This window comes from Vibrio sp. NC2, assembly GCF_025195005.1.
Taxonomy (GTDB): Bacteria; Pseudomonadota; Gammaproteobacteria; order Enterobacterales; family Vibrionaceae; genus Vibrio; species Vibrio splendidus.
On the sequence record NZ_JANVFC010000002.1, the window covers coordinates 173241 to 198633 of the forward strand.

The following is a 25393-nucleotide window of genomic DNA, read 5'->3' on the forward strand; positions in this document are numbered from 1 at the left end:
GCCGCTTATCTGGTTGTTTAACACTGCAACAGTCGTTTATTAACGACTCAAATCCCCTCACTACAGACGCAAAAAAGGCGCAATTAAGCGCCTTTAGAAATTCTATTTTTTACTGACTCAATATCAGTTATTTCTCAACCAAACATCTTGGTTTTTAGGTGCTTTCTTCTTTTTCTTTTTTCCTGTGCCAGCCGGTGGCGCAACGGGTTTTAATGCAGCAACAAGTTCAGCCGTAGCTTCTTCATCCACTTCAAAACCTTCAATTTGCTCACGCTCAAGACGGATTTTGTTCTTCTTCTCAATGATTGTGAAGTGATGGTAATCTTCGTGATCGATCAGAGATAGTGCAAGACCAACCTCGCCTGCACGACCACTTCGGCCGATACGGTGCATGTAGTCTGATGGGCTACGCGGTAAGTCAAAGTTGATTACTACTGGTAGCTTTTCGATATCCAGACCACGTGCCGCGATGTCTGTCGCGATAAGAACGTCAATCTCGCCAGATTTAAAATCTTCAAGAATACGAGTACGTGAACCCTGCCCTTTATCGCCGTGGAATACTTCTGCGATGATACCGCGCTTGTAAAGCTTGTCTGCAAGGTGCTCACAGCTGTTTTTCGCGTTTACGAAGATAAGAGCTTGGCGCCATTCGTGCTGTTGAATCAGGTGCGCTAACAATGCGGTCTTACGACCTTTTTCTACTTCGAATACACGCTGAACCAATGTGCTCGCATTAGCACTTTGAAGTTGAACCTCAATTGGATCATTCAGTAGTTCGTGAGTCAGCGTTTTAACTTGCTCGGGGAAAGTCGCAGAGAACAACAAGGTTTGTTTTTTGCTTGGCAGAAGTTTCAAGATCGCGTCTAGTTCTTCTGTAAAACCAAGGCTTAACATTCGGTCAGCTTCATCAAGCACTAACGTTTTTACTTTATCGAGCTTGATAGCGTTGCTTGAGATCAGATCCAGCAAACGCCCCGGTGTTGCCACCAAGATATCAGTGCCGCCACGTAGCGCTTGCATCTGAGTGTTTACCGATACACCACCAAATACACAAACCGTTTTGATCGCACCATTGAAGTGTACTGCGTAAGACTTAACGCTGTCAGCCACTTGCTTAGCAAGTTCACGAGTAGGAACTAAGATGAGACCAGACACAAAGTTACCTTTGCCTGCTCTGCGGTCTAAAGGTGCATCTTCATGGATTTGTTGTAACAGCGGCAGTGCAAATGCTGCAGTTTTACCTGAACCCGTATTTGCACCTGCAATTAGGTCGCGTCCTGCTAACACACTTGGAATAACTTGCGCTTGGATAGGCGTTGGCTGTTGGTATTCAAGCTCTGTTAAGCGAGCCATCAAAGGAGAGATTAAGCCAAGATCAGAGAAGTTGGTTGGTGTTGTGGTGTTAGTCATTAATTGCAGGAACTCAAAGCTAAAATAATAGCGCGCTATATTAACGTATTTCAGCAGTATTACGTAACTAAATCGCCCCTTTCTCCCGTGTTTCAGCGATTAAGCCCCTCTAAAACACATCCAGATATCAAGTTATCGCAAATTTAGTTAAGCCCCCCTGCTACCGTTTGCTCTGGCGTGTACGAGTTGAGCTCAGTTAACCACACGGCTACAGCATCTGGCGTGGCGACTAACGGGGAGAAATCGATATTGAATTGCCAATCAGACTCACCACGTTGATAGCCGTCGTAAACCACGACAAAATCGTGCTTAAGTTTCTTACCTCTGTTCTCGCCCGCTTTAACGCTGGTGACTTCGTTCATCGCCAACAAGGCAATATGAGCGACATAATCCCCTTTGCCTTCGTAACTCACGTTGAACGTATCGCCTTTATGGTTCACTGTTAATTTGGGATTAGCTTGTTGTTGGAGCGAAGGCAACGTTCTGTCTAGCCAATTAAAGTAACCACGCCACTCTTTTCCATCGACAACAAAGCCCGGAGTATAAACGCCACTTGTTACCCCATAAGCTTTGTATAAACGCTGCTTCTGACTGAATGCTTTGCTGGCGAACTTGTCTCCCCAGCCTAAGTAGTCCCAGTAGTCTACGTGATAAGCAAGCGGTATAACCTCGGTCCAAAGTTTTGGATGATCTGCAAAAGTACTGAGGTACGTGTCAGCAGGCGGACAACTAGAACAACCTTCAGAGGTAAACAGCTCAATAACCTGAGCAGGCTGGCCTTCGTTACTCCACGTTTGTGCAAACGACACAGAAGAATGGGCGCCGATTGGCAAGGCAAGTAAACAGAGTTTAATCAATGATGAATTGCGTGTGGCGTGTGACATACCATGATCCTTGTACAAAGCGAATTTACTGGCGCTCAAATACAGACCGTTATGCCTAAGTATTTCTTTCAGATGATGAGTTTCTTTCAGGTGCTGGGTTTATTTCAGATGCTTAGTTTATTTCAGATAGACAGCTTGTTTTAGATACACAGTTTCTTTCAGATACAAAAACGCCAGCTTTAGCAGCTGGCGTTTTTTAAATTCTATATTTTTACATGTTAACGCAGAGATTAACGGTTGATACCGATATCGCGTTGCATGTGACCAGATAGGTCGCTTGCGTAGTAACTACGTGGAGAGTTGTCTACGAAAAGAATATCGAAAATGTGTGCAATCAATCCTTTGATGTTAACCGAGTAGGTCTTCTTATCCATAGAGTTAGGAACAGCGATAGTATTCATTTGCATTGCTTGAGCCATGATTGCCTCTCTATAAATTTGTTTATGTGGTTCGTTCTGATGACAAGAATAATAGGTGATCTTTTGCAGGTTAAAAAATGACTAAAATTAGAAATTCAGATTAGTTTTTCTAATAAAACAATCCATTAACAACACCTCGAAATACATATTCACGCTTGATGAGTAAAAATTCACAACAGTGCCTAAATCATGCATTTAGTACAAATAACCCTCAAACAACAGTGGTCAATGTCACAAAAAATTTACATAAATAAATTTCAAGCTTCATTGACCACCTAATCCTTATCGAGTTTTCGATAAGTTATTTTTGTTTTAATTTACTTGTTCAATGTCTGGCTTCTTCGCATAAATCGACGCTATAACCGCAATCGTCATAGTAGAAATCAGAACAGCTAGCGACCAATACGTTGGGATAGCCCACTCACTGTCAACCAATAGCATTTTCACACCAATAAACACCATGATGAATGCCAGTGCAGGCTTCAAGTAGATGAACTTATCCATCATGCCTTGCAGAACAAAGTACAAAGAACGAAGGCCAAGCAATGCAAATACGTTTGCAGCCAGTACTAAGAATGGCTCTCGCGTAACGGCGAAAATTGCAGGAATAGAATCCAGTGCAAACATCACATCCATAACCGCAATGGCACCAATCACCAACATCATTGGCGTGAGTACCCATTTAGTGCCTTGCTTGATCATCAACGCTGGACCATGGAAGTCTTCTGTCACTGGCATCACTTTACGAAGTAACTTCTCAGGTAGCGTATTCACACTCTCCTCTTCGCCCTTGTCTAGCGCTAGTTTAATACCCGTACCAATTAGGAATGCAGCAAATACATAAAGCACCCAATGGTATTCAGCCAATAGCTGAGCACCTAATGCGATCATAATTGCACGAAGCACCAATGCACCAATGACACCCCAAAGAAGCGCACGAGGTCTTAGATGTTCAGGAACTTGGTACTGGGCAAAGATCATCGCGAAAACAAACAAGTTGTCCACGCTCAATGATTTTTCTAGCAAGTAACCGGTAATGAATGACACGGTTGCTTTTTGGGCTGTGTATTCACTATTCGGCGCATAGATGTCCCAAAAAAGGTAAATGGAACCAGCAAATAAAAACGCGAGCACAAACCAGAAAACGCTCCAAATTGCCGCTTTCTTGATGGTTACACTACCACCACGAGTCTGATAGATATCAATAGAGACGAGAATGACTGTCAGCAGGAAAAAGCCCGCATAAGTCGTCATGATTGGCGATGAAAAAAAGGATTCACTATTTGTAGATAATAGAGATTGAGTTGAGTTCATTATTCCTCCGGGCGGAAGAACTGTACAAAGACCTTCCGCAAACAAAACTATCAAGTTCCACGATGGATCTTGATTGTGATTGCGTTGGTCTCGTTGAAGTGAAATATGGGATTTCACCTTTACATACCGGATAGACTCTTGGCCTAACGAGATGACGATATGTAAACTTGCGCTAACTACTCCCCAAACGCGTGGATAATATTCCTCTATCTTTGTTTCGTCTAGAAAAATTTTCGGAAATAAATAAAAAAGGAGCAAAACGCTCCTCATTTATTTCTATAGGCTTGTCAAAACGACATTCGTATTGATTCTGAGAATACTACTGAGAGGGTTAACCCCTAATACCGTTACTCATGATACAAATAACGAATGAGTCTTGTACGCGCTTTGTCTTACAGTTAACTTAAAGGCACGCTACGTTATAAACCTGCAGCGGGTACCAAGTACACTAACGCGGACCAAACCGATACCCAACCAACCACTGCTACCGCATCTAACCAATCTTTCTTATCCATGCTTATCTCCACAAGAAGGCGACCTGCAGGAATAAAGCATAAACAATGCCAAATTTATAAATAGACGAAACTAATAACACCAATCACAAGTATTACCTGTGACTATCTAAAACACTCCAAACAATTCAACGGCTCGTTGTATTGCAGTGACTCTGGGTGGTCTTGTAGAAACTCGATGAAACAGTCTGCCATTGAGTCGGTCGTGACCATGCCATCACCTATCATATCCAAGACGGCGTTATAGCCCTCTTTTCCTTTCATGGTATAGGCTGACGACGCGCCTCGGTAAATACGGTTGCGAGAAACAGTCTGCCAACCCGATTCATCAGAGTGGATTTCTAGATGGTGAATCCTGTGCCCTAAAGGCGCTTCTTTGTGGTAACAAAACCTCAGGTTATGCGTATAAGGAAAGCTGCCTGAACCTGTCCCTACAACGCCATTATCCAATGCATTGTTGATTGCACCTTCAAGCATGCCTGTGATCGTTTCACCTTTTACTTCATACACACCAATGGGTACGGCAAACGGTAGTAGTTTTCCGGCAATATCGGCAACAGAGACATCGCCGCTATTCAGTGAATTTCTAACACCACCTGCGTTGTGAATGGCAAATTCAACCTGATGCCCTTTTTTGTTCATTAGGTAGTGAAATGATTGAGCAACCAAGGGCGCTAGTTGGCTCGGGCCTTTCTCGTCCGGGATGCGTATGTGGCGCAGTTTTGTATCGGCATGAGCAATAACTTGTTGCTGAAGCTTTCGTACTCGCGGCTGGTATTTATCCGTCAGAATGCTCTGCAGCTCAGGATCTTTCTTACACACTGCAATATTAGGATGATTATTTAAAAACTCACATGCCATGTCGTGGGCATCGTCTTGCCCTACTTCACTCAATTTCGCGTCTATAAACAGTCGACGGCCTAACAGCAGTTCGTTCTTACCGTTAAAGTGCGTCACTTTGCCTTCAGCATCGAACTCGATTTCGCAGTGTCCTAGGCTCATGGCGTGGAAACCCGCTTGCACAACATAGGTGTCACCGACTTTCACGCCGTAATCATCATCTTTAACTAAGCCGATATCAGAGAAATCACCTTGTAAGCGATGACTATGGCCACCAACAATGACGCCAATACCTGTTACGTTGGCTGCTAACTCTAAATCAGCTTCGTAACCAAGATGACTAAGTAACACAATCTTGTTGATACCAGCTTTATGAATCTGCTCAATGGTCGCTTTTGCTGTTTCTAAAGCATTTTCAAATGGTGTATCGATATCTGGATTGGCAATGCCTGCCATTTTGTCGATGCTTAAGCCGAATACTGCAACCTTCTCGCCATCAAACTCTTTCGTTATAAAAGAAGCACTTCGCGTTTCAGTCAGATAAGGCTTAACAATTTCGTTGTCCGCTAAGGTATGAGTTTTATTGATATCCTCATTCGATAGATTCCAGTTACCGGCCAACAGTGGGAATTTGATTCTTTTAGCGAAAATCGCAACGGGCTCATTACCCATGTCTAGCTCGTGATTTCCGAGCGTCATGGCATCTATATTAAGGGCATTCAACAAATCGGCGTTGGCTTTTCCCTTGAATAAAGAAAAGTACAAAGTCCCCTGGAAGCAGTCACCAGCGTGTAGGAACAGGGTTCCAAGCTTCTGACGCTGGGCATCTTGTTCTATTTGTTTAAAGCGTGTTGAAATTCGAGCAAAGCCACCAGTACTGACATAAGGTTCAATGATGTGGTTGTTCATTTTAAGTGATAGCTGTAACGAGGTTGGTTCAAAGTATGAGTGGGTGTCGTTGATGTGTGCCAACACTATTTTTGTCGGCTTATTCTTTTTAGTCATATTTTCTTCTCTCTTTGTCCCTTCATACTAGGTCGAGAATCATGACAGAATCGTGAATTTTATGAAACTGCACTGCAAAAAAATTCTCGAGATAGATCAAAAATCCCATTTTGATCCGTATAAATAAACAACGGGTTTTGTGACAGGTGAGCATACCGGATTGGTATTTTTCGATTATGATTAAAGATATCTGTTAGCTTTCAAACAATTAGCAGAGCCTTCCGTTAGGAGTAAGCCTATGCAACTAGAAAGAATCGAGATTTCTGGCTTTCGAGGTATCAAGCGCATGTCACTCGCGTTTGACGAGCTAACCACGCTTATTGGTGAAAATACCTGGGGTAAGTCTTCATTATTGGATGCCCTTTCCGTCGTTCTGCCCTCAGACGGTGTGCCATATCACTTCGAAATGACTGATTTTCATGTCGATTACTCGGTTTCACATCCACAGTCTCAACATCTTCAAATTGTTCTCGCATTAAAAGCCAATGACAAGAGCGAACTCAACGCTGGTCGTTATCGCAAGCTTAAACCTATATGGGTTCAAGACGAATTTGGCGTCTATCGTATCTATTATCGAATCAGTGCCACATTAGAACAATATGAAACGACCACAAACTACGCATTCTTAGGTTTAGACGGTAATCCGCTCAAACTCCATCACTCAGAAAAGCTCGCTCAAGAATTAATGACCTTACATCCTGTGATCCGTTTACGAGACGCAAGGCACTTTGATCGCCCTTTCAACGGAAATTCACTCAACCACAATGCTCACCTGCCGACTAATGTTCACGCTAATAACGGCCACGCTAACAATGCAAACGGAAATGGGAACAACAATCCAAATAACGGGCATGGGCACGGACATAATCACACTACCAATGGTCATGGCACGAATGGAAACGGCGGCAATGGCAATGGCCGTCAGGCAAGAATAGAAAAGCGGATCGACAACACCTGCCGCCGTCTTATGGCGATACCCGGACATGTTAATAAAGGTGAAATGCGCAGTAGTCTTGAGTCAATGCAAAGCTTAATAGAACACTACTTCTCATTTAAGAGTGTCTCACGTAAGAATCCGAGAAAACCGCGTGACGGGCTACTGTACTCAGCTGGAGCGAACGACAAGAGCATTCATCAATTGGTCGAGGAGACCAAGAATAAACAAACTCGGCTGTTATTCATGGGCTTACTTAACGCTTATCTACAGGCCAAAGGGCCGACAGACTTAAGACGATGTGCGCGCCCTCTTTTGATCCTTGAAGATCCAGAGGGTCGACTGCACCCAACGCACCTAGCAAGGGCTTGGAGCTTGATGCAGAAATTACCCATGCAAAAAATCCTTACCACCAACAGTGGCGATCTACTTGCTGCTGTACCACTTCAATCGATTCGTCGTTTGGTGCGTCAGTCCGATAAAACCATCGCTAACCAACTCAACATGAACCACTTTAGCAAAGATGAGCTTCGTCGAATTGGTTTTCATATTCGTTTCCATCGTTCAGGTGCTCTGTATGCTCGCTGTTGGTTATTAGTAGAAGGTGAGACTGAAGTATGGTTGTTTAACGAGTTAGCCAACCAATGTGGGTATAACCTTGCTGCGGAAGGCGTTCAGATTATTGAGTTCGCTCAATCAGGACTTAAGGCATTGATCAAAGTCGCGCAAGAGTTTGGCATCGATTGGCATGTCGTCACCGATGGTGATGCGGCTGGTAAAAAATATGCAGCAACAGTGCTATCTAAACTTGGGAATGATCAAGAGCGACATCGCCTCACAGAACTGCCTGACAGAGACATCGAGCACTACTTATATATGAATGGGTTTGAGAACTTTTTCAGAGACATGGTTAAGATTCCTTACGATCACCCTATCCCAGCAAAAAAAGTCGTGGCTAAAGTTCTTAAGAAACACGCAAAACCAGATCTGGCTTTAGCGATCGTGTCTCATTGTGAGAATCAAGGACAAGACTGTATTCCCTTGTTATTAAGGTGGACGCTAAAACGTGTCATCACCATGGCAAACGGGAACACCTAAGCGCTTTAATTGATAGATGCTATTGGTTCTTCTGCAGATGATTTTTTTAATTGATTGGCTTAACCAAAACCAAAAAAGGCACACCAAGTGGTGTGCCTGTATAAATCGATATACAAATTAATTGGGGGTTATCTTGCAAGAGTTTACAGTGACTAAACTGAGGTTAGGTTAACGAATTAAGGTTAGATTAACGAATTAAGCCTTAGCTTGCTTAGTGTGTTGTTCAACCACTTCCGAAGATTGAGTCGATTTCTCGTGAAGCCATAGCCCCGTTGCTTTCATCAAGTATCCAAATACACCACCAAGCAGTAAAGATGGTACTACAAGTTGCCAATCGCCACCTGCAGCAAACGTCGCACAACAACCAATGAAGGTTCCTGGAATATAACCTAGCCACGCTTGTTTCGCTTGGATACACATAAAGAAAGCCACAATAGCGGTAATCATGTAGCCTAAAATCTCTAAACCTGCGAAGGTTGAGCTTTCGATAATCACCATTGCCCAGAATACGCCTGTCATGTTAGTCAATAAGCTACCGGCTAGTCCTTTTACGCCGCCTGTTGGCGAAGCAAAATAACTGGTGCAACCTAAGAAACCTGCCCATGACAATAAGCCGAAAGAGATAGCAATCCATCCCCATAGACCTGACAAAATACCTGTTGTTAATGAAATCGCGACTAATGTACTCATACTATTTCTAAAGCCTAATTACGTAATTCATCGCAACCGGATTTAGCCTCACTTAAAATCAAGTAAGCATATTATGGGAAGAACACCCTTTTTTAGCCGATCGCGATCACATTAATAATGTATGCGAACATACATTTATCACAAGATAGAGACCGAAATCGCTTATCCAACACAATTAGTTATCAGGGTCTATTGGCCTTTCGAGGTCGATTTTGCAGCCTTTGTGGGAAATTTATACAAGACAGAGGCTTTGACGTGTAGCTAGCCTACATGAAAAGCCGATAACGCAGTAGAAATGAACCACAAGGGCTGCCCGAAGGGTTCGGCTAAAATCGCTTTATGCTTTGTTGAAGAATATTTGCTTAGAATGACTAGGCTACATACTCTTCGCCGCGCCTAAAACGATTTTACCTCGAACAAAACTTAACCACGAAAGGTCAACAGCCCCTCGCCTTTTATCAAATCTACCTTACAGAACCGATGGTTTGCCTTTCATCATGCGCTTACCTTCTCGCTTAATACACTCAGCAAGTGGGTTCTCAGACATATCTGCACGCCAAATAAAGGACAAGGTTCTTTCCATTTCAAGCTCAGGGACATTTAATGTGACCAGTTGACCAGACTCAACAAACTGTTCGACATCGAGATAAGGTAAACACGTTAAATATGGGCCGTTTGCAACCAAACTTCTTAAAACAGGAACGTGTTCATACTCTCGCCAAACATCGAGATCGCCAATTAAATGGTGAATAGAGCTATCAAAAACTTTGCGAGTACCCGAACCATGTTCGCGTAATACCCACTTTGCTTGTTCTAATTGTGCCAAACTGACTCGTTCACGCTTCGCAAACGGGTGATGAGCCGATGCAACCACCGTTAAATGGTCCGTACACCACACTTCTTGGTGAACTCGGTTGTCATCACAACGACCTTCGATAACACCCAAGTCATATTGATAATCTAATACGCCGTCAATAACCGCATCGGTACTTTGTACGCCGAGCGAGATTCGCATCTCAGGAAAGTCGTTATCAATAATACTGATGAGGTCAGGAACAAGGTGTTCCGCTGGTGTTTGGCTTGCACCGAGTTTGAGCTCTCCACTTAGTAAATGCTGCTCATAAAAACCCATCTCAATTTGCTGCGCATCTTGCAGTAAACGCTTCGCTTTAGGCCTTAGCCACATACCCCAATGAGTAAGAGCCATTTGCTTGCCCTGCCTTTCAAACAAAGGCCTGCCGAGCATTTTTTCCAACTGTGCAAGAGACATACTTGTCGCTGACTGAGTCAACGCCAACTTGTCTGCTGCCTGACTAACACTCCCGGAATCCGCCACTGCATCAAATACCGCGAGTTGCTTTAATGAATAACGCAAAATTCATCCTTAATTCTTTTAATAACTTATGTCCTGCTGCTCGTTTTTTATTAAGCCGATGAGCAATTAATTTCATTCTACGCGTAACCAAATCTATATCAATAATTTTGATGTGGTTTCTAAAAATTATCAATTTTACCTCTACCCCTCAACCCCCTAATCTGGAATGGCAGGACACAAACGAGCCCTGCAAAACATTACTGATTAACCATTACGGATTAACCAAGTCATTAACACTAGGAATTACACATGACGGATTGTTCAAGGGGGGGATATGGCAACCAGCACTTCTGAAAATCAGCAACTGTTCTCGCCAACAGAAATGATGGCGGAAGCCGAGAAGTTTGCATTAAGCAAAGCAAATAAAACCAGCAGCATGACATTGAGTTTGGCAATCATGGCTGGCGCATTCATCGGGCTTGCTTTTTTATTCTACATCACGGTGACCACGGGTAGCGCTGATGCTGGATGGGGATTGAGTCGTTTAGCCGGCGGTCTTGCATTCAGTATGGGGTTAATCCTGATTGTGATTTGCGGTGGCGAGCTGTTTACCAGTTCAGTGTTATCAAGCATTTCATGGGCTAACAAGCAAATCACCTTCACTAAGATGCTGTCTATCTGGGGCAAGGTCTACGTCGGTAACTTCATCGGTGCCATGTTCCTATTGGCTTTGGTAAGCGCAGCAGGCTTATATCAACTGGATGGCGGTCAATGGGGCTTAAACGCTCTGAACATTGCTCAACACAAGCTACACCACAGCCCTGTTCAAGCTTTTGCTTTGGGTGTGCTTTGTAACTTATTGGTGTGTTTAGCGATTTGGTTAACGTTCAGCTCTGCGAACGCCATGACCAAAGCAATGATGACCGTATTACCTGTTGCAATGTTCGTTAGCTCAGGCTTTGAACACTGTGTGGCGAATATGTTCATGGTTCCACTAGGCATCACGATTCAAACATTCGCACCAGAAAGTTTTTGGATGCAAATCGGAGCAACGCCTGCTCAGTACGCAGACTTAAACATCATGAAATTTGTCACCGCAAACTTAATACCAGTGACAATCGGCAACATTGTAGGTGGTTCAGTATTGGTCGGCTTAGCCAATTGGAGCATTTACCGTCGCCCGCAGCTGAAAGCAGCAAAAATTACAGCAATTACTCAAACAACAGAAATTACGTCAGTTAAGGAAATCACTATGAACACAGCAACGACTATCAAGCAAATCATGAACACTCAACCAATTACACTGAGCGTAGAAATGCCTACATCAGTCGCGATTGACTCTCTTCTAGACGCTCAACTTGTTAGCGCTCCTGTTTGCGATGTTGAAGGTCGTCTAGTGGGTATCTTCTCTGTTCACGACGTAATGGTTGATCTTTGGTGCCAAGATTACATCCCGACAAAAGGTCAGAAAGTCGTAGACCTTATGAGCCGTGACGTTGTCGCAATCGATGCAAACGACAAGTTAGTCGACGTTGCTGAGTTCCTATGCATCGACAAAGAACAACTGTACCCGACTACAAGCATGGGCTTCGCAACTCGCCTGACTTCTCTTTCTCTAGAAGAGCGTGCAAAAGCGATGAAAGTAAGCCAACCACATATGCTGCCAGTGTTAGAAAATGGCGTAATGGTCGGTGTGTTAACTCGCATTGAAGTGATGCAAGCACTACGCCCAATCTACGGTGACCGACTAAACGTGGTTCCTCAAGCTGAACTAGAAACGGCTTAACTAATCGTAAGTTGAACTATTAGGGATTAGTAGTTCAATTAGATAACTCAGTCATGGCAACGTTGACTGGCAGAAGTAAATGGTGGCTTAAGACGCAGTAAAAGGTTTGACACAAAACAGACCTAAACGCGTGGCCATTTACCTCAATAAAAAAGGCGCAAAGTGAAAACTTTGCGCCTTTCTCTATTTCTAGCGGTTTTGCTACTTTCCCTATTGCCAACTAGCTAACTGCTGACCTTGTTAGTATCGACCAAACTTTTGATGTTTCTAAAAAATGTTGATACCTGTCAGAGAGGTAGAAAACTAGAAAGCTAGAAAGCTAGATTACTTCTTTACACCTTCAACGTGCAGATCCATATCTACATAGCTTGAAGCGCCCATTACTGGAATGTTGAAGTCAGCAAGCTCTAGACGAGTTGTACCAACGAAACCAGCACGCTCACCGCCCCATGGGTCTTGACCAGCACCAATGAATTCAGCTTCGATAACGATAGGCTTAGTTACGCCATGAAGTTTAAGGTCACCCATTACTTCAAGTTTGCCGTCACCTTTATCAACCACTTTCGTGCTGTTGAATGTAGCATCAGAAAACTTGCTTGCATCGATGAAATCACCGCTACGGATGTGCTTATCACGTTCTGCGTGGTTTGAGTCAAGACTTGTAGTATCAACCGTTACGTTTATTTTAGACGCTTCAACGTTGCTTTCATCAAATGAGAAATCACCTGAGAACGTGTTAAAACGACCTTGGATAAAGCTGTAACCTAGGTGGCTAACTTTAAAGTTAACTGAAGCATGCGCACCTTTTGTATCAATCACGTAATCAGCGGCGTTCGCAGCGAAAGGCATTGCCATAGCAAGTGCTAATCCTGTAGCGATAATTGACTTTTTCATTTTGAAGCTCCTATCATTTTTCGTAGCGTATCGTCTTTGTCGATAACGTGGTGTTTTATCGCCGCTAAGGCGTGCACTGATGCCATAATGATCAGTACCCATGCAGCATAGTAGTGAATCGTTCCTGCGAGATCCGATTGGTTTTCAAATAGCTCACCCATACTTGGAACAGTGAACCAATTAAACACGTCGATCCCACGGCCATCTGATGTTGAAATCAAATAACCTGAAATAAATAAAACCGCTAGGTTAATGTACATAAAGCCGTGCGCTATCTTAGCGGCTGCAACTTCATAACTTTTGCCTTCCACCTTAGGTGACGCGGTAACTAGTTTCCAAAGCAAACGGAGAACAGTAACTGTAGCCAAAAGAATGCCTACCGAACGGTGGTAGTCTGGCGCTGTTTTGTACCACTCGCTGTAGTATGAAAGATCAACCATCCATAGGCCTACACCAAATAAGCCAAATATTGCGAGTGCTGAAATCCAATGCATTGCTCTTGCTAAGGGATTGTAATTTTTAACGTTGTTGTCCATGCATCTGTTCCGAATGTTAACGAGTCGTGTAATTTTGAAAAGCGTACCCTACACTAAGTTTGTGTAACATATTATTTACCAAGCTTTACATTAGTTACATCATTTCAAATTAAACAAGTTATTCAAAATTTTTGAACAAGTTGCTTTATTGACAAATTTCTTTGTCGAACAATCGCTTGCTGTGTCTATATTTCAACGATTTGTTCAATTTCATAGAGCTCATCTGAGATATCTAACATTTTTCGTTCCATGACTTTCTGAGCATCTTCTATCCCCTTGTTGTAGTAAACCGCACCAAACTTTTTACTAATGAAGTCGACCAAGAATTCCGTGTCGAACTGACCAAGATCTACATCGAGTTCATCTTGCAGGTACTTTTGTAATGTATGAGTGAGCTCAGACTTTTGTTTCGAATCTAATTGAATGGTCATGAATGTGTCCAAATAAAGAGTAAGTAGAACAATTGTGATTAGCTGACTAAGATTAGGTTAACTATCGATAACTTTACTAAGTCACCATGAGCCTGCTAACTCACTATTATTTCTCATAATTTAGATTACAGACCCGTAGAGCGCCAGTGCTATCCATAAAAACGCTCTGCAATGGCTAATTTTGATAGAGGGATCATGAACTGGCACTTTGACGATAGGTAATGGCACTGCAATTACCGTACTATTGCCCATCAATAAGATAGTAACTGTGTATAAGGGACTTCATTGTTATTAGATCTAGTGATTAAAAGCGTCAACCAGTTTCAAGACGATTGCCTAAAGCTTTGTGAACGCCACTATCCTACGGTACACAATCAAGGGATCAGTGAGCACCATATAGGAAAAGCTTTTGCTCGACGAATGGAGCACACCTTCGTTAGCTTTAATCATGCAAGCAACATCAGCCCGCTCGAAATGCTTTCTTCTGGTGAAACCCCTAGACACTTCCGAATCTCCTCTGAAATAGGAACAGTTTGGATGATCAGCCACCACATGGTGAGCGCGGGAAAAACTTGTCGTAGAAAGTTGATGTTGGACATTCATAACTGGCAATCAGAGTATGGATTTGCAATCCAACCCAATGACGTTTTGATCATTGTCTCCGACCATTGGATAACCCGAAGTAAAAACAGCGGTGAACTATTGCATTGGTGGATGGGAGAACTCCCAGACGCGATAACTGAATACAGCCAACAAGGCATCACCCTAAGAGAGAGCGAGTCTCAATTTGCCGCTGATTTGAATATTAACTTTAAAATTAGCCCCTGTTTTATTAAATTTGGCCACCCGTTAAAACGGTCAGGAAATCATCAATTAGTACGTAAATATCTGCAACTTTATGCGGTACTTCAATGGCAGTGATAATACGGGTCAACTTTTTCATTCAATATTGAAAGTAAATTGTTAGACCTTCATCCCAGTATTTTATAAAAGACAACTCATTCCCTGTTCATTAATTATTCGAACTTCCTGTTTTAATTATTAATAGCCAATCGAATCACAGTCTCGATTTTGAGAGATAGATATCATTTCTGTGTAACTCGCTTAGTCAATCTATTTTATAACTTTGACACTCCCCCATAATTTAAGCCATTAACCCTACTTTTCTCTGGTGTATCAGCGTTCTAGCCTTATATTGGTTGGGATTAATATGTGAGACGTTACTCAGCCATTAGATTCACTTGAACTATCAAACACAGCCAATGATAAGTAAATTTAATGGTTAATGTCATTTATCATGCTGATTTTTCGTTAGTTATATTAATTTAAATATTGACGTTACAAATGAATTTTTATTAATTGACAATTTAGTAACACCTGTCAATATTGTGACAGCCGTGACGTATATTCTCGTCATTAAATAAACACCTTTATTAGCGACTATGATTTTATCAGACAGAAGTGAATTTATTAGCTGCATATCTGTGGATGCCGATATGCAGTTTATTGCGAAATATCAAGACCTAACACTTAGAAGTGTCTACCAACCTATATTTGATTCTTCTATGACTCAGATAGGTGTAGAGGCTTTAGTTCGAATTTCGAACAGCAAAGGTGCCATTGTTCGCCCTGATCACTTCTTTCATTCCGACGAAACCTCATGCACAGACAAAATTAATGTCGAGAGGCTGAGCCGAGCCATTCATATACGCAACTTCGCACAGTCGACTATCCGTCATTTACACCTATTCTTGAATGTTCTTCCTAATGTTGGCGAGCTATTTGCTGCAGAGAAAGTGAGCGACAGCTTGCTAGCTAAACGCCTGCATGAGCTTAACTTATCGTGCGAACAAATTGTGATGGAGTTGGTCGAGCTTAATGTAGAGAGTGAAGAACGTTTGAAAGACGCGGCCCATTCATTAGCGGAAAATGGTTTTCAAATCGCTGTTGATGATTTCGGAACACAAGCGTCAACAGAACAGCGGGTTCGCCATATTAATCCTCATATCATCAAGATAGATCGCTCTGTGATGTTGGATTTTGAACAAGGTGACACAAGTGAAATGGAGTTGGCCCTAAAGCTTGCTACTCAAATCGGTGCGAAGACGGTAATCGAAGGGATAGAAACCCAACAACAACTCGCAGCGATGCAAAATTTAGGCTTCGATATGTATCAAGGTTATCACTTAGCCATGCCAAAGCCGATTGAGTTAGATCTCCGCCTCGCAATCTAGAACTGCCCCTTATTCTTCCTAAAGCCGCTTGACCATTGGTTAGCGGCTTTTTTAATACTTCCCTATTCGTATCCGCTTGCCACTCTCATGTGTTAACACATTTCAGGACGGGACAACACGAATAAAAAAGCCCAGTCGAATTTGACTGGGCTGGCTTAAAAGAATCTGTTTTATATCAATCCCTAATAACCCGCAGTGGACGGTTTGATTCTATATAGAATAGCGAACATCACTGGTACTACTATTAGCGTTAGTACGGTAGCAAAGCCTAAGCCTGCCATGATGGTAATCGCCATTGAGCCGAAAAATGCATCGAATACCAAGGGAATCATGCCCAAGATAGTCGTCAGTGCTGCCATAGATACCGGTCGTACACGACTGATCGCGCTGTCTACAACCGCTAGGTATGGGTCTTTACCTGTTGAGAGTTCGGTGTTGATCTGGTCAAGCAGGACGATACCGTTTTTCAAAATCATGCCGCTTAAGCTCAGTAGGCCAAGGAACGCCGTGAAGCTGAATGGCATATTAGTCCCTAGCAGACCAATCGAAACACCAATGATAGAAAGTGGTACCGTAAACCAAATCACAAGTGGCTTACGAAGCGAGTTAAACAAAAGCATGGTGATGATAAACATCAACAAGTAACCCATTGGCAGTGAACCAAATAGAGATTCTTGTGCATCTTTCGAACTTTCGTACTCGCCACCCCAGCTAATGTTGTAACCTGCTGGTAGCTCTAATGCTTCTACCTTTGGTTTAACACGAGCAAACAAGCTCGCCGGCGTTTCATCACCCAACACATCGTGATCAGCCAGTACGGTTAGCGTACGTTTTCTATCACGACGTTGAATCAGTGGTTCAGACCATTGAAGCTCTACACCATCAATCACTTGTTCAACTGGAATGTAGGTTTGTAGCGATGGGCTCCAAATCTTCACATTGTTCAGTGATTCAAAATCAAAACGTTCTGCTTCAGGTAAACGCGCAACAATAGGCAACATATGAGTACCATCACGCAGTAAACCGATGTTGTAGCCACCAAACGCCATTTGTAACGTCTCGGACAGATCCGTCTTTGAAATACCAAGACGACGAGCCTTTGATTCGTTAAACAGTGGCACGAGCTCTTTGGTACGTTCACGCCAGTCGTGACGAACATTTCGAGAGCCTGGGTCCGCTAACAAGATATCTTCCACTTCAACCGCAATACTGCGCAAGATTTGTGGGTCGGCACCACTAATACGAGCCTCGATTTTTGAAGCTGGTGACGGGCCAAACTCAATCAATTTGAATTGGAACGTAGGTTGTTCAAATTTGTTGGCTAAGTCCTTGTCTAACTCTTCTAGGACTTCGAACATGGTGTCACGGTCAGTTGTTCTAACTTGTAGCTGACTGTAGGCTTCGTAACTTTTCTCTGGTTGATATGTCAGCGCAAAACGTTGCATACCCTGCCCAACCGTTGTTGTCACAAACTCCACGTCATCTTGTTGACGAATGTAGCTCTCAACCTTTTCAGTTTGTTTGATCGTTTCACGTACATCCGTACCTTCTGGCATCCACATGTCTACATAGAACATTGGCGTATTTGATGGCGGGAAGAACTGCTGCTTCACCATACCAAAACCGACAACGGAAACCGCTAATAGCGCGACCATACTTACTACAGTAAGCCATCTAAATCGAAGCGCTACTTTCAGGCACGCACCAAATACAACGAACAAGATGCCTTTGTAAGGGTCTACGTTTTCATCAACCTTGTCTTCTTCTTTAAGCAGCATCTCAGCAAGGAATGGCGTTAGTGTTAGTGCTGTTACCCAACTCAAAAACAGTGAGAAACACAGTACCCAGAACAGCGAACCCATGAACTCGCCTGTCGCATCTTTCGACAAGCCGATAGGCGCAAATGCTGTGATAGCGATAATGGTCGCACCTAACAGTGGCCACTGTGTTTGTGTCACGATGTCTTTTGCTGCTTGAAGCTTAGTCTTTCCTTTCTTCAAGCCAACCAAAATACCTTCAACCACAACAATCGCGTTGTCCACCAGCATACCGAGTGCGATGATCAAGGCACCCAGCGAGATACGGTGCAGTTCGACATCGTTGTAGTCCATCAAGATGAACGTACCAAACACCGTCAGTAGCAGAACCAACCCAATGATCAAACCACTGCGTAAGCCCATCGCGAACAAAAGTACGATGATAACAATCGCCACCGCTTCAACGAGGCTAATCAAGAAATCAGCAACGGACTTGTCCACTTCTTGCGCTTGGTTGTAGAAGTAATTCAACTCAACACCGGCTGGCTTAATGCTTTCTAAACGCTCAAGCTCTGCATCAAGCGTATTACCAATTTCCACCACGTTTACGCCCGACGAGAACGCAATGCCTAGGTTGATTGCTGGTTTGCCGTTGTAAGTTAATACATTGCCCGGTTTTTCTTGGATTCCGCGAGTGACCTCAGCGACATCTTTCAAGCGAATCAGGTTACCTGTATCGCGGCCATGAATGATTAAGTTTTCTAGTTCTTCAACAGTACTTAAAGTGCCATTCGGTTTGATCGTTAGGTTTTGGCCATTGAGCATTACCTCACCGGCTGCCACCACACTGTTTTGTTGTGATAGCAGTGACGTTACCATCGACATATCTAGGTTCAGCGCCGCTAAACGCTCAAGTGACATCTCAACAAACAATTGCTCTTGTTGGTCACCTGCAATGCTTACTTTGCCTACACCGTCGACCAATTCGATTTCACGGGTTAGATAATCAGCATATTGTTTAAGCTCAACGTAATCGTAGCCATCACCCGTCAGCATGATCATCACGCCAAACACATCACCGAAGTCATCAATGATCTGAACTGAGTTAACACCACTAGGAAGCGTGGGCTGTAGATCGTTGATCTTACGACGCATTTCATCCCAGATTTGTGGTAGCTCGTCTGGACCGTAGTCCATCTTCATGCTCACCATAATTTGAGACATACCATTCGACGACGTTGAGGTTATCTTGTCGATATAAGGCAGCTGTCTTATCTCTTTTTCAAGCGGGTAAGTCAGCTCTTCTTCAACTTCCATTGACGTAGCGCCAGGGTAAGTTGAAATAATCATTGCATCTTTAATGGTAAAAGCTGGGTCTTCCAAACGGGATAGATTACCAAAAGACGTCACGCCACCAATGGCCAATATGACGAGAAATAACCAGCTGATTACTTTGTTTTTTATTGAATATTCTGCGATGTTCATTCTTCTTTTCCTGACAATTTGATTCCGTCACGAAGTTTTCTTAGATTCGAGTTTACGAGTCGATCACCTTGCTCAACACCGTGAGCGATTAATGCGCCTTGGCCACTGATCTTGTCGACTTCTACTTCGCTTTTGAATGCTTGTCCGTCTTCCATTTTCCACACATAAAACTGATTCGCTTCAGAACCCGCTTCTAAAGTTGTCATTGGTAATTGGTAGCCTTGAACATCGCTCAAGCCGGCTTTCGCCATATCCACGTTCACCGTAACGCTGGTGCCCGGCAGGATTTCGTTTTTAGGTTGTTGCATCTGCATCCAAAATTCGTAAGTACGCGATTGCGGGTGCAATTCACTGGTGTGCTCCAAATACGTCAGTGGATATTGCCCAGTGTGACCGCCAAAGGTCGCCTCAGGACGATAGCTATTTGAACGCATGTCTGGACTGATCGATGCCAAGATCGAATCTGAGACTTGAATTCGTACATACACCTTATCGTTCTGGTACACGCTCAATAGTGCTTCACCCGGTGTCGTGTTTTCGAAACGTTGCTTGTCCACGGTAGAAACGGTCCCGGAAAATGGCGCTAAAAGCTCTGTGTAACTTAGCTTACGTTTTGCAGCCGCCAAATTCGCCGATGCCAGCTTATAGTTAGCCGTTAGTTGGTCTAGCACTGACTGCGACAACATCTTGCTACCAAACATCTCCGTACCACGGGCCAACTGCTTGCTCGCCAGTTTGAATTGAGAGTTAGCATCAGTCAGATCTTGGAGATACGTTGCGTTGTCTAAGGTCGCAAGTAGCTGGCCTTTTTCGACGTTGTCACCGGCTTCTACCAAGACTTGTTGGATTTCGCCTGCGAGCTTAAATGCCAAGGGTGTCAATTCAGCGGGCATTACCTGACCATTAAAACTTCTGAATTGATCAGTCAGCGGCGCGCCAACTTCAAAGGTAGAAACTAACAGAGGGGGTTGTTCACGGTGTACGGCTTCACTGTTACAGGCTTGAAGCAACATAGCCGACGCGACAACAATTGATAATTTGGAAAGGTTCATTAAATACCGCCCTCACGTAACCAAGCTTTTACTTGCTGTCCATCGGATAACACATCCACACCCGCTTCAACGATAAGGTCGCCAGACGACAATCCATCAATAACCTTGCCTTGCTCATCAAGAAGGACTTGTACTTTAGAAATCAATTGAGAGTCAGGGTTATAGCGCCATAGCTCACCATGGTCAGCTTCTTTGGTTAACCAAGCTGAATCAACAATGCCAATACCGTAGTCAGATTTATGCTTCTGAACTTCAACTTGCGCTGTCATTCCAGAAAGTAAATTGATGCCTTCCGGCTTTTCGATAGATACAACCGCTTGGTAGCTGTTGGTGTCTTCATCTGGTTGTGTAGAGATTTCTTTAAAGCGAGTCGGGATACGAATACCACGGTGGCTATCCATCACAACCCACATGTTTGAGCTCGTTAGGTCTTGAATAGAACGGTCTTCAAGCTTTGATACTGGAATTGAAAACGTCACGTCCATCTCACTGTGATTCAAAATATTCAGTACAGGCTGCTTTTCTGCGATCAATTGATATTGTTTTCCAAACACCATCGATACCACGCCATCGAATGGAGCAACTAAGGTGGTGTAGCCAAGGTTTGTTTTTGCTTGGTCCAACTCAACGTCAGCGGCAGTAAAGGTGTTCACGGCTTGATCGTAGTAATCGGTACTGACTAACTTTTTCGCGTACAACTCAGAAGCTTGTTTGTATTGGCTATTCGCAAGATCAAATTTGGCTTGTGCTGCATCAACCGCAATACGGTAATCCGTCGCATCTAATACGGCGAGCACCTGACCTTTATTCACTTCTTGTCCCATACGAACATCGAAGGTTTCAATGTCGCCTCCTACTTGGAAGGAAAGCGCAGCACGGTCGGTTGCATCCACTTTTGCGATAAAGCTATCAAGCTCGATATCCGTCTGCAAAGGAATCTCAAACAGCTTTACAGGCTTAACAACTTGAACCGTTTCTTCTGACTGAACCTTATTACATCCGGTCAAAGAGCCTGCGAGCAATAGTGCTGCAATCACAGCTCCCATGCGCTTGCTCGATATGGCATTGATAGACAAATTGGACTGCATGATGTCTCTCCATTTAATTATTATGATTTATTACACAGGTGGGCAGTATATTCAAAATTCCGTAATCCACAAGCTTTACTTTCCACCTGTGCAGTATTTTTTATTTGAGTAAAAACAGTGTAGAATGTGGTAATCAGGTAAATGTGTGAAATGAAGATGACTGAAAAGAAACAAGGCAGAAGAAGCGCAAAAGACGCTGAAGAGACGAGATTTTTGATCATGGGTGTTGCTGCGGATATGTTCTGTGAGCATGGTTATGATAGCGTTTCGCTTCGTAACATCAGTGAAAAAGCAGGTGTATCGCATAGCCTTATTCGCCACCACTTTGGCAGCAAAGAAAAAATCTGGCATGCGATAAGCGATTGTTTACATGCCTATTTTCAGTCTTATATTGCTAAGATAGTGGAAGAGTTACCAAAAGGCGTCGCACCAAACATTACTATCTATTTATTTAGTATGCGCCTCTTTAGCAACATGATTCACTCACGAAAACCGATGCAACTTATCACTGACTCTGTTCGCCAAAAAGACAACTTGGTCGATTACTTTATCGACAATGTTGGCGATGTCGAAAAAGAAATCAACATGTTAGCTGAACAATATAACGATGCGAATCCAGAGAACTTGATCAACATTTATGAGATTAAGTGGCAAATGATCATGTATGCACACGGAGCGGTATGCCTAACTCCCTTCATGGAAAGCACTTGGAATGAAGGCGATATGGTCACCTCACCCGAAGATGCCCTACTTAAGCATTGGCAGCTTTTCAACACGCAGATGGTCAGCAAGTTTAGAATCGAAGACCAATGGGTGCTAAACCCAATTAGCTTAGAAGAGCTAATTTATGAAGTGCCCTGTGTATGGAAGTGTAATCAAGAACATCATTAATCTAGTGTTTTTATCTTCCGTGGTCGTAAATTGATTTACTTGAAACAAAAATGCGCCGTTACAGAACCAACTGTAACGGCGCATTTTTATATGTATAGATCTTTAAACTGGAGCTTTGTCCAGCTTGTTAGCGACGTGCTTTACCGCGGTTTTGGTGAATCTTAAGCTTCGCTTTGATCTTACGTTTTTCTGATGAACGACTTTTACTGCGACCACCGCGATCGGGTGCTATATCTTTTTCTAGGCTTGGTTCAAAGCCCTCTAGCCACTCTTGAGGCAAGCGAGTATCAAGTAAGCGTTCAATGTCACCCAATAGGTACGCTTCATCCTGACTCATCAAAGAAATCGCTAAACCGGTATTACCTGCACGGCCAGTACGTCCGATGCGGTGAACGTAATCTTCAGCTTTAAATGGCATGTCATAGTTCACAACTTGTTCTAGCTGCTGGATATCAATACCACGAGCTGCCACGTCGGTTGCAATCAACGCTCTCACCTTGCCTGATTTGAAATCATCCAGTGCTTTTTGGCGCGCACCTTGGCTCTTATCACCATTGATTGATGCCGCTTTGATGCCGTCTAACTTAAGCTCTTTAACTAGAGCATCAGTGCCCTGCTTAGTTTTCGTGAACACCAACACTTGTTGCCAGTTTTTTGAGCCAATCAAATAGGCCAATAGTTCACTTTTACGCGATTTATCAACCGGATAAACCATCTGGGTAACGGTGTCAGCGGTGCTGTTTTTTGGCGTAACTTGAATTTCGCTTGGTGACTGCATCATTCGATGTGCAAGTGCTTTAATTTTATTGTCGAACGTCGCAGAGAAGAACAGCGTCTGACGTACGTCGTTCATGCGAGAAAGAATGCGTTTGATGTCAGGCATGAAGCCCATATCTAGCATGCGGTCTGCTTCGTCTAATACCAGCACTTCCGTTTGGCTTAACATAATGTTCTTGGTGAACATATGGTCAATAAGACGACCAGGCGTCGCTACAAGAATGTCGGCGCCTCCACGTAAGTTATCGGTTTGAACCTTCATGCTAACGCCGCCGTAAGCCACCACAACTTTAATATCGGTGCCTTTCGCATAACTCGTTACGTTATCAAACACCTGTTGTGCCAATTCACGCGTTGGCACTAACACAAGTGCACGAACGAGCTTAGGGTTCGGAATAACATTGTCTTTAGTCTCGATTAATCTTTGAATAATCGGCAAACCAAACGCCGCGGTTTTACCGGTACCCGTTTGCGCACCAGCCAGTACATCTTTGCCTTCCAGTACCAATGGAATAGCTTGTTCTTGAACACTAGTCGGAGCCGTAAAGTTTAGCTCTGATAGCGTTGTAAGAAGTTGCTCAGACAATCCTAGTTGGTTAAAAGATTGGGTAGATTCAGACATAGTATGATGCTCAAAGATTAAATAGGCGCGGATTGTAGCAAACCTGCATTACGCTGTTTACCTTTCCTTTTGATTTTTCTTCATTTGAAGTGCATTAAACTGCTTCGCTTCTTCTAAAACGTTGGGATACAGCTCATTAAAGTGACACTGCAACGTATCATAGTGACGTTCGAGGTCGTCGTAACAATTTTTGAGCATGCCTAACTTGGGACTTCTCAACGCCATACGTTGCAATACCACCTCTATGGAAGACATGTCTTGATAGCTTTCCAGCCAACGTTGTTCAGCCATCTTCTGATGAATCGTAATGAAGTTCTCAGGCCAGTGTGGCTCTTGATGTTCAAAGATCTGTTGATGACTATCGAAACAAAAATGCTCCAACGTCTGCTGCGAGAACTGAGTCCAATGATTGGCTAAGCAGTGATCCCAGAATACATCCAGTGCAATAGGTGCAAAGCGACGCGTTTGGTCTAAAAAAAGCGATTTTGCCGATCGGGATACATCGTGGCGGTCTGTGTAACTATCCACGAATCGATGAAGTCTTATTCCGTCTGAAAGCGAGGTTGAATAGTGTTGATTAGGGTCGCCTTTAACGAAGTCACCTAACAGATTACCAGCTAAGTTACTTTTACAGTGTTGAGCGATGTGGAGATGTGCGAGAAAGTTCATTGAACCTCATTAAAGTATCGAGAACTAAGTAACATAGTAAACGTACTCGTTTATCTTCGCGAACTTTAATGAGGATAGTTTTGTTATGACGTGTGAGCGAATGAGATTTGCTCAGTTTAAGAATTGTCTAATTTGAGAACGTTGAACTACAAGAAACCTTTAGTTCAGGTAAAACCTAGTTCGAAGACTTAAAAAGTTCTTCTGCTAATTGTTTAACCGCCTGCTCGTAGTCAGATAAATCAATGCCAATTTCCATGGCATCTAACAACTCAAGACTTTCGTCATTAAAAGATTGGTCACTCATAGTGCCCCCTCTATTCCTTGATGCGGACATGATGTCCGATTAACTAGTGCACCATCTTGGACTTATATTATGTCACTTTGATGAACGCACTCTACTCTACCCATTCCATATTTATAGCTTGAAGCTACTCGCGATCATTAGCGCTTGTTTACGCTAAAGGGGTATACGCGAACGACATATGTACTGTCACCTTACACCAAGTACAACAAATTACTCTACAAATTTTGAAGCCGATCATGGTCAAACGTTTGCTTCGGGCATTTAAGTGATTCCAATCCACCAATTGTAAAATATAGTTTACAGTGGATATTTTTAATTACATTAGGCATTGCATTTGGAATTAAACTCAATCAGAATACTTAAAAATCGAGATATTCTTTGGGTTTATGCGCTTAAGCTAGAAGAATTACAATGAAAACACACCCTAACGTAAAGAATTATATACA

Annotated in this window: 21 protein-coding genes; 5 read left to right on the forward strand and 16 right to left on the reverse strand. The window is 43.2% G+C overall.

Annotated elements, in window-relative coordinates:
* Positions 1 to 123: 123 nt before the first annotated feature.
* The 5 genes from NX845_RS04500 to NX845_RS04520 form a co-directional block, all read right to left on the reverse strand.
* Positions 124 to 1410, reverse strand: a complete 1287-nt coding sequence (locus NX845_RS04500) for a DEAD/DEAH box helicase (protein WP_004730920.1) — start codon at positions 1408 to 1410, stop codon at positions 124 to 126.
* Positions 1411 to 1553: 143 nt separating this feature from the next.
* Positions 1554 to 2294 (reverse strand): DUF1223 domain-containing protein, encoded by a 741-nt coding sequence (locus NX845_RS04505; protein WP_065681459.1) that lies wholly within the window; start codon positions 2292 to 2294, stop codon positions 1554 to 1556.
* A 230-nt stretch (positions 2295 to 2524) separates the two neighbouring features.
* Complete coding sequence (locus NX845_RS04510) at positions 2525 to 2713, reverse strand: hypothetical protein (protein WP_017079198.1); 189 nt, start codon at positions 2711 to 2713, stop codon at positions 2525 to 2527.
* 312 nt (positions 2714 to 3025) lie between these two features.
* Positions 3026 to 4027, reverse strand: coding sequence for a TerC/Alx family metal homeostasis membrane protein (locus tag NX845_RS04515; protein ID WP_029222116.1), 1002 nt, complete (start codon positions 4025 to 4027; stop codon positions 3026 to 3028).
* Positions 4028 to 4644: 617 nt separating this feature from the next.
* A complete protein-coding gene (locus NX845_RS04520) occupies positions 4645 to 6384 on the reverse strand; it encodes a bifunctional UDP-sugar hydrolase/5'-nucleotidase (RefSeq protein ID WP_260256571.1) in 1740 nt (579 codons plus the stop codon).
* A gap of 238 nt (positions 6385 to 6622) precedes the next feature.
* On the opposite strand from NX845_RS04520, the gene NX845_RS04525 reads away from it, so the two are divergent.
* On the forward strand, positions 6623 to 8416 hold the full coding sequence (locus NX845_RS04525; RefSeq protein ID WP_102450659.1) for an ATP-dependent endonuclease: 1794 nt from the start codon (positions 6623 to 6625) through the stop codon (positions 8414 to 8416).
* 195 nt (positions 8417 to 8611) lie between these two features.
* Here the strand turns inward: NX845_RS04525 and NX845_RS04530 are convergent, their stop codons facing one another.
* Both NX845_RS04530 and NX845_RS04535 read right to left on the reverse strand, forming a co-directional pair.
* Positions 8612 to 9106: a DUF1097 domain-containing protein gene (locus NX845_RS04530; protein ID WP_017079195.1), complete on the reverse strand. Its 495-nt coding sequence runs from the start codon at positions 9104 to 9106 to the stop codon at positions 8612 to 8614.
* A 469-nt stretch (positions 9107 to 9575) separates the two neighbouring features.
* A complete protein-coding gene (locus NX845_RS04535; protein ID WP_017064628.1) occupies positions 9576 to 10481 on the reverse strand; it encodes a LysR substrate-binding domain-containing protein in 906 nt (301 codons plus the stop codon).
* Between the two features lie 274 nt (positions 10482 to 10755).
* Between NX845_RS04535 and focA the strand changes: the two genes are divergently transcribed.
* Positions 10756 to 12207 (forward strand): formate transporter FocA, encoded by a 1452-nt coding sequence (focA, locus tag NX845_RS04540; RefSeq protein WP_004730889.1) that lies wholly within the window; start codon positions 10756 to 10758, stop codon positions 12205 to 12207.
* Positions 12208 to 12531: 324 nt separating this feature from the next.
* On the opposite strand, the gene NX845_RS04545 is transcribed toward focA, so the two are convergent.
* The 3 genes from NX845_RS04545 to NX845_RS04555 all read right to left on the reverse strand — a co-directional run bounded on the left by NX845_RS04545 (position 12532) and on the right by NX845_RS04555 (position 14068).
* Positions 12532 to 13101, reverse strand: a complete 570-nt coding sequence (locus tag NX845_RS04545; protein ID WP_004730890.1) for a YceI family protein — start codon at positions 13099 to 13101, stop codon at positions 12532 to 12534.
* Positions 13098 to 13637 (reverse strand): cytochrome b, encoded by a 540-nt coding sequence (locus NX845_RS04550; RefSeq protein ID WP_004730891.1) that lies wholly within the window; start codon positions 13635 to 13637, stop codon positions 13098 to 13100. Before NX845_RS04550 ends, NX845_RS04545 begins: the two co-directional genes overlap by 4 nt.
* A gap of 185 nt (positions 13638 to 13822) precedes the next feature.
* Positions 13823 to 14068, reverse strand: a complete 246-nt coding sequence (locus tag NX845_RS04555; protein WP_004730892.1) for a DUF2164 domain-containing protein — start codon at positions 14066 to 14068, stop codon at positions 13823 to 13825.
* A 285-nt stretch (positions 14069 to 14353) separates the two neighbouring features.
* On the opposite strand from NX845_RS04555, the gene NX845_RS04560 reads away from it, so the two are divergent.
* On the forward strand, positions 14354 to 14989 hold the full coding sequence (locus NX845_RS04560) for a hypothetical protein (protein WP_260256572.1): 636 nt from the start codon (positions 14354 to 14356) through the stop codon (positions 14987 to 14989).
* Between the two features lie 575 nt (positions 14990 to 15564).
* Positions 15565 to 16302 carry an EAL domain-containing protein gene (locus tag NX845_RS04565; RefSeq protein ID WP_029405125.1) on the forward strand — a complete coding sequence of 246 codons (738 nt, stop codon included), beginning with the start codon at positions 15565 to 15567 and terminating at the stop codon, positions 16300 to 16302.
* Between the two features lie 182 nt (positions 16303 to 16484).
* Here the strand turns inward: NX845_RS04565 and NX845_RS04570 are convergent, their stop codons facing one another.
* From NX845_RS04570 to NX845_RS04580, 3 genes are read right to left on the reverse strand one after another with little or no spacing between them, the layout of a single operon-like run.
* Complete coding sequence (locus NX845_RS04570; protein WP_017095581.1) at positions 16485 to 19544, reverse strand: efflux RND transporter permease subunit; 3060 nt, start codon at positions 19542 to 19544, stop codon at positions 16485 to 16487.
* On the reverse strand, positions 19541 to 20596 hold the full coding sequence (locus tag NX845_RS04575) for an efflux RND transporter periplasmic adaptor subunit (RefSeq protein ID WP_260256574.1): 1056 nt from the start codon (positions 20594 to 20596) through the stop codon (positions 19541 to 19543). The genes NX845_RS04570 and NX845_RS04575 overlap by 4 nt, the downstream gene beginning before the upstream one ends.
* Positions 20596 to 21684 (reverse strand): efflux RND transporter periplasmic adaptor subunit, encoded by a 1089-nt coding sequence (locus tag NX845_RS04580; RefSeq protein WP_102482788.1) that lies wholly within the window; start codon positions 21682 to 21684, stop codon positions 20596 to 20598. The genes NX845_RS04575 and NX845_RS04580 overlap by 1 nt, the downstream gene beginning before the upstream one ends.
* 150 nt (positions 21685 to 21834) lie before the next feature.
* Between NX845_RS04580 and NX845_RS04585 the strand changes: the two genes are divergently transcribed.
* A complete protein-coding gene (locus tag NX845_RS04585; protein WP_260256575.1) occupies positions 21835 to 22575 on the forward strand; it encodes a TetR/AcrR family transcriptional regulator in 741 nt (246 codons plus the stop codon).
* A 127-nt stretch (positions 22576 to 22702) separates the two neighbouring features.
* Here the strand turns inward: NX845_RS04585 and NX845_RS04590 are convergent, their stop codons facing one another.
* The 3 genes from NX845_RS04590 to NX845_RS04600 all read right to left on the reverse strand — a co-directional run bounded on the left by NX845_RS04590 (position 22703) and on the right by NX845_RS04600 (position 24947).
* Entirely contained in the window at positions 22703 to 23974 is a 1272-nt protein-coding gene (locus tag NX845_RS04590; RefSeq protein ID WP_102503471.1) for a DEAD/DEAH box helicase, read from the reverse strand.
* A 57-nt stretch (positions 23975 to 24031) separates the two neighbouring features.
* Complete coding sequence (locus NX845_RS04595) at positions 24032 to 24643, reverse strand: ACP phosphodiesterase (RefSeq protein WP_215514914.1); 612 nt, start codon at positions 24641 to 24643, stop codon at positions 24032 to 24034.
* A gap of 175 nt (positions 24644 to 24818) precedes the next feature.
* Positions 24819 to 24947, reverse strand: coding sequence for a hypothetical protein (locus NX845_RS04600; RefSeq protein WP_004730901.1), 129 nt, complete (start codon positions 24945 to 24947; stop codon positions 24819 to 24821).
* Between the last annotated feature and the right edge of the window lie 446 nt (positions 24948 to 25393).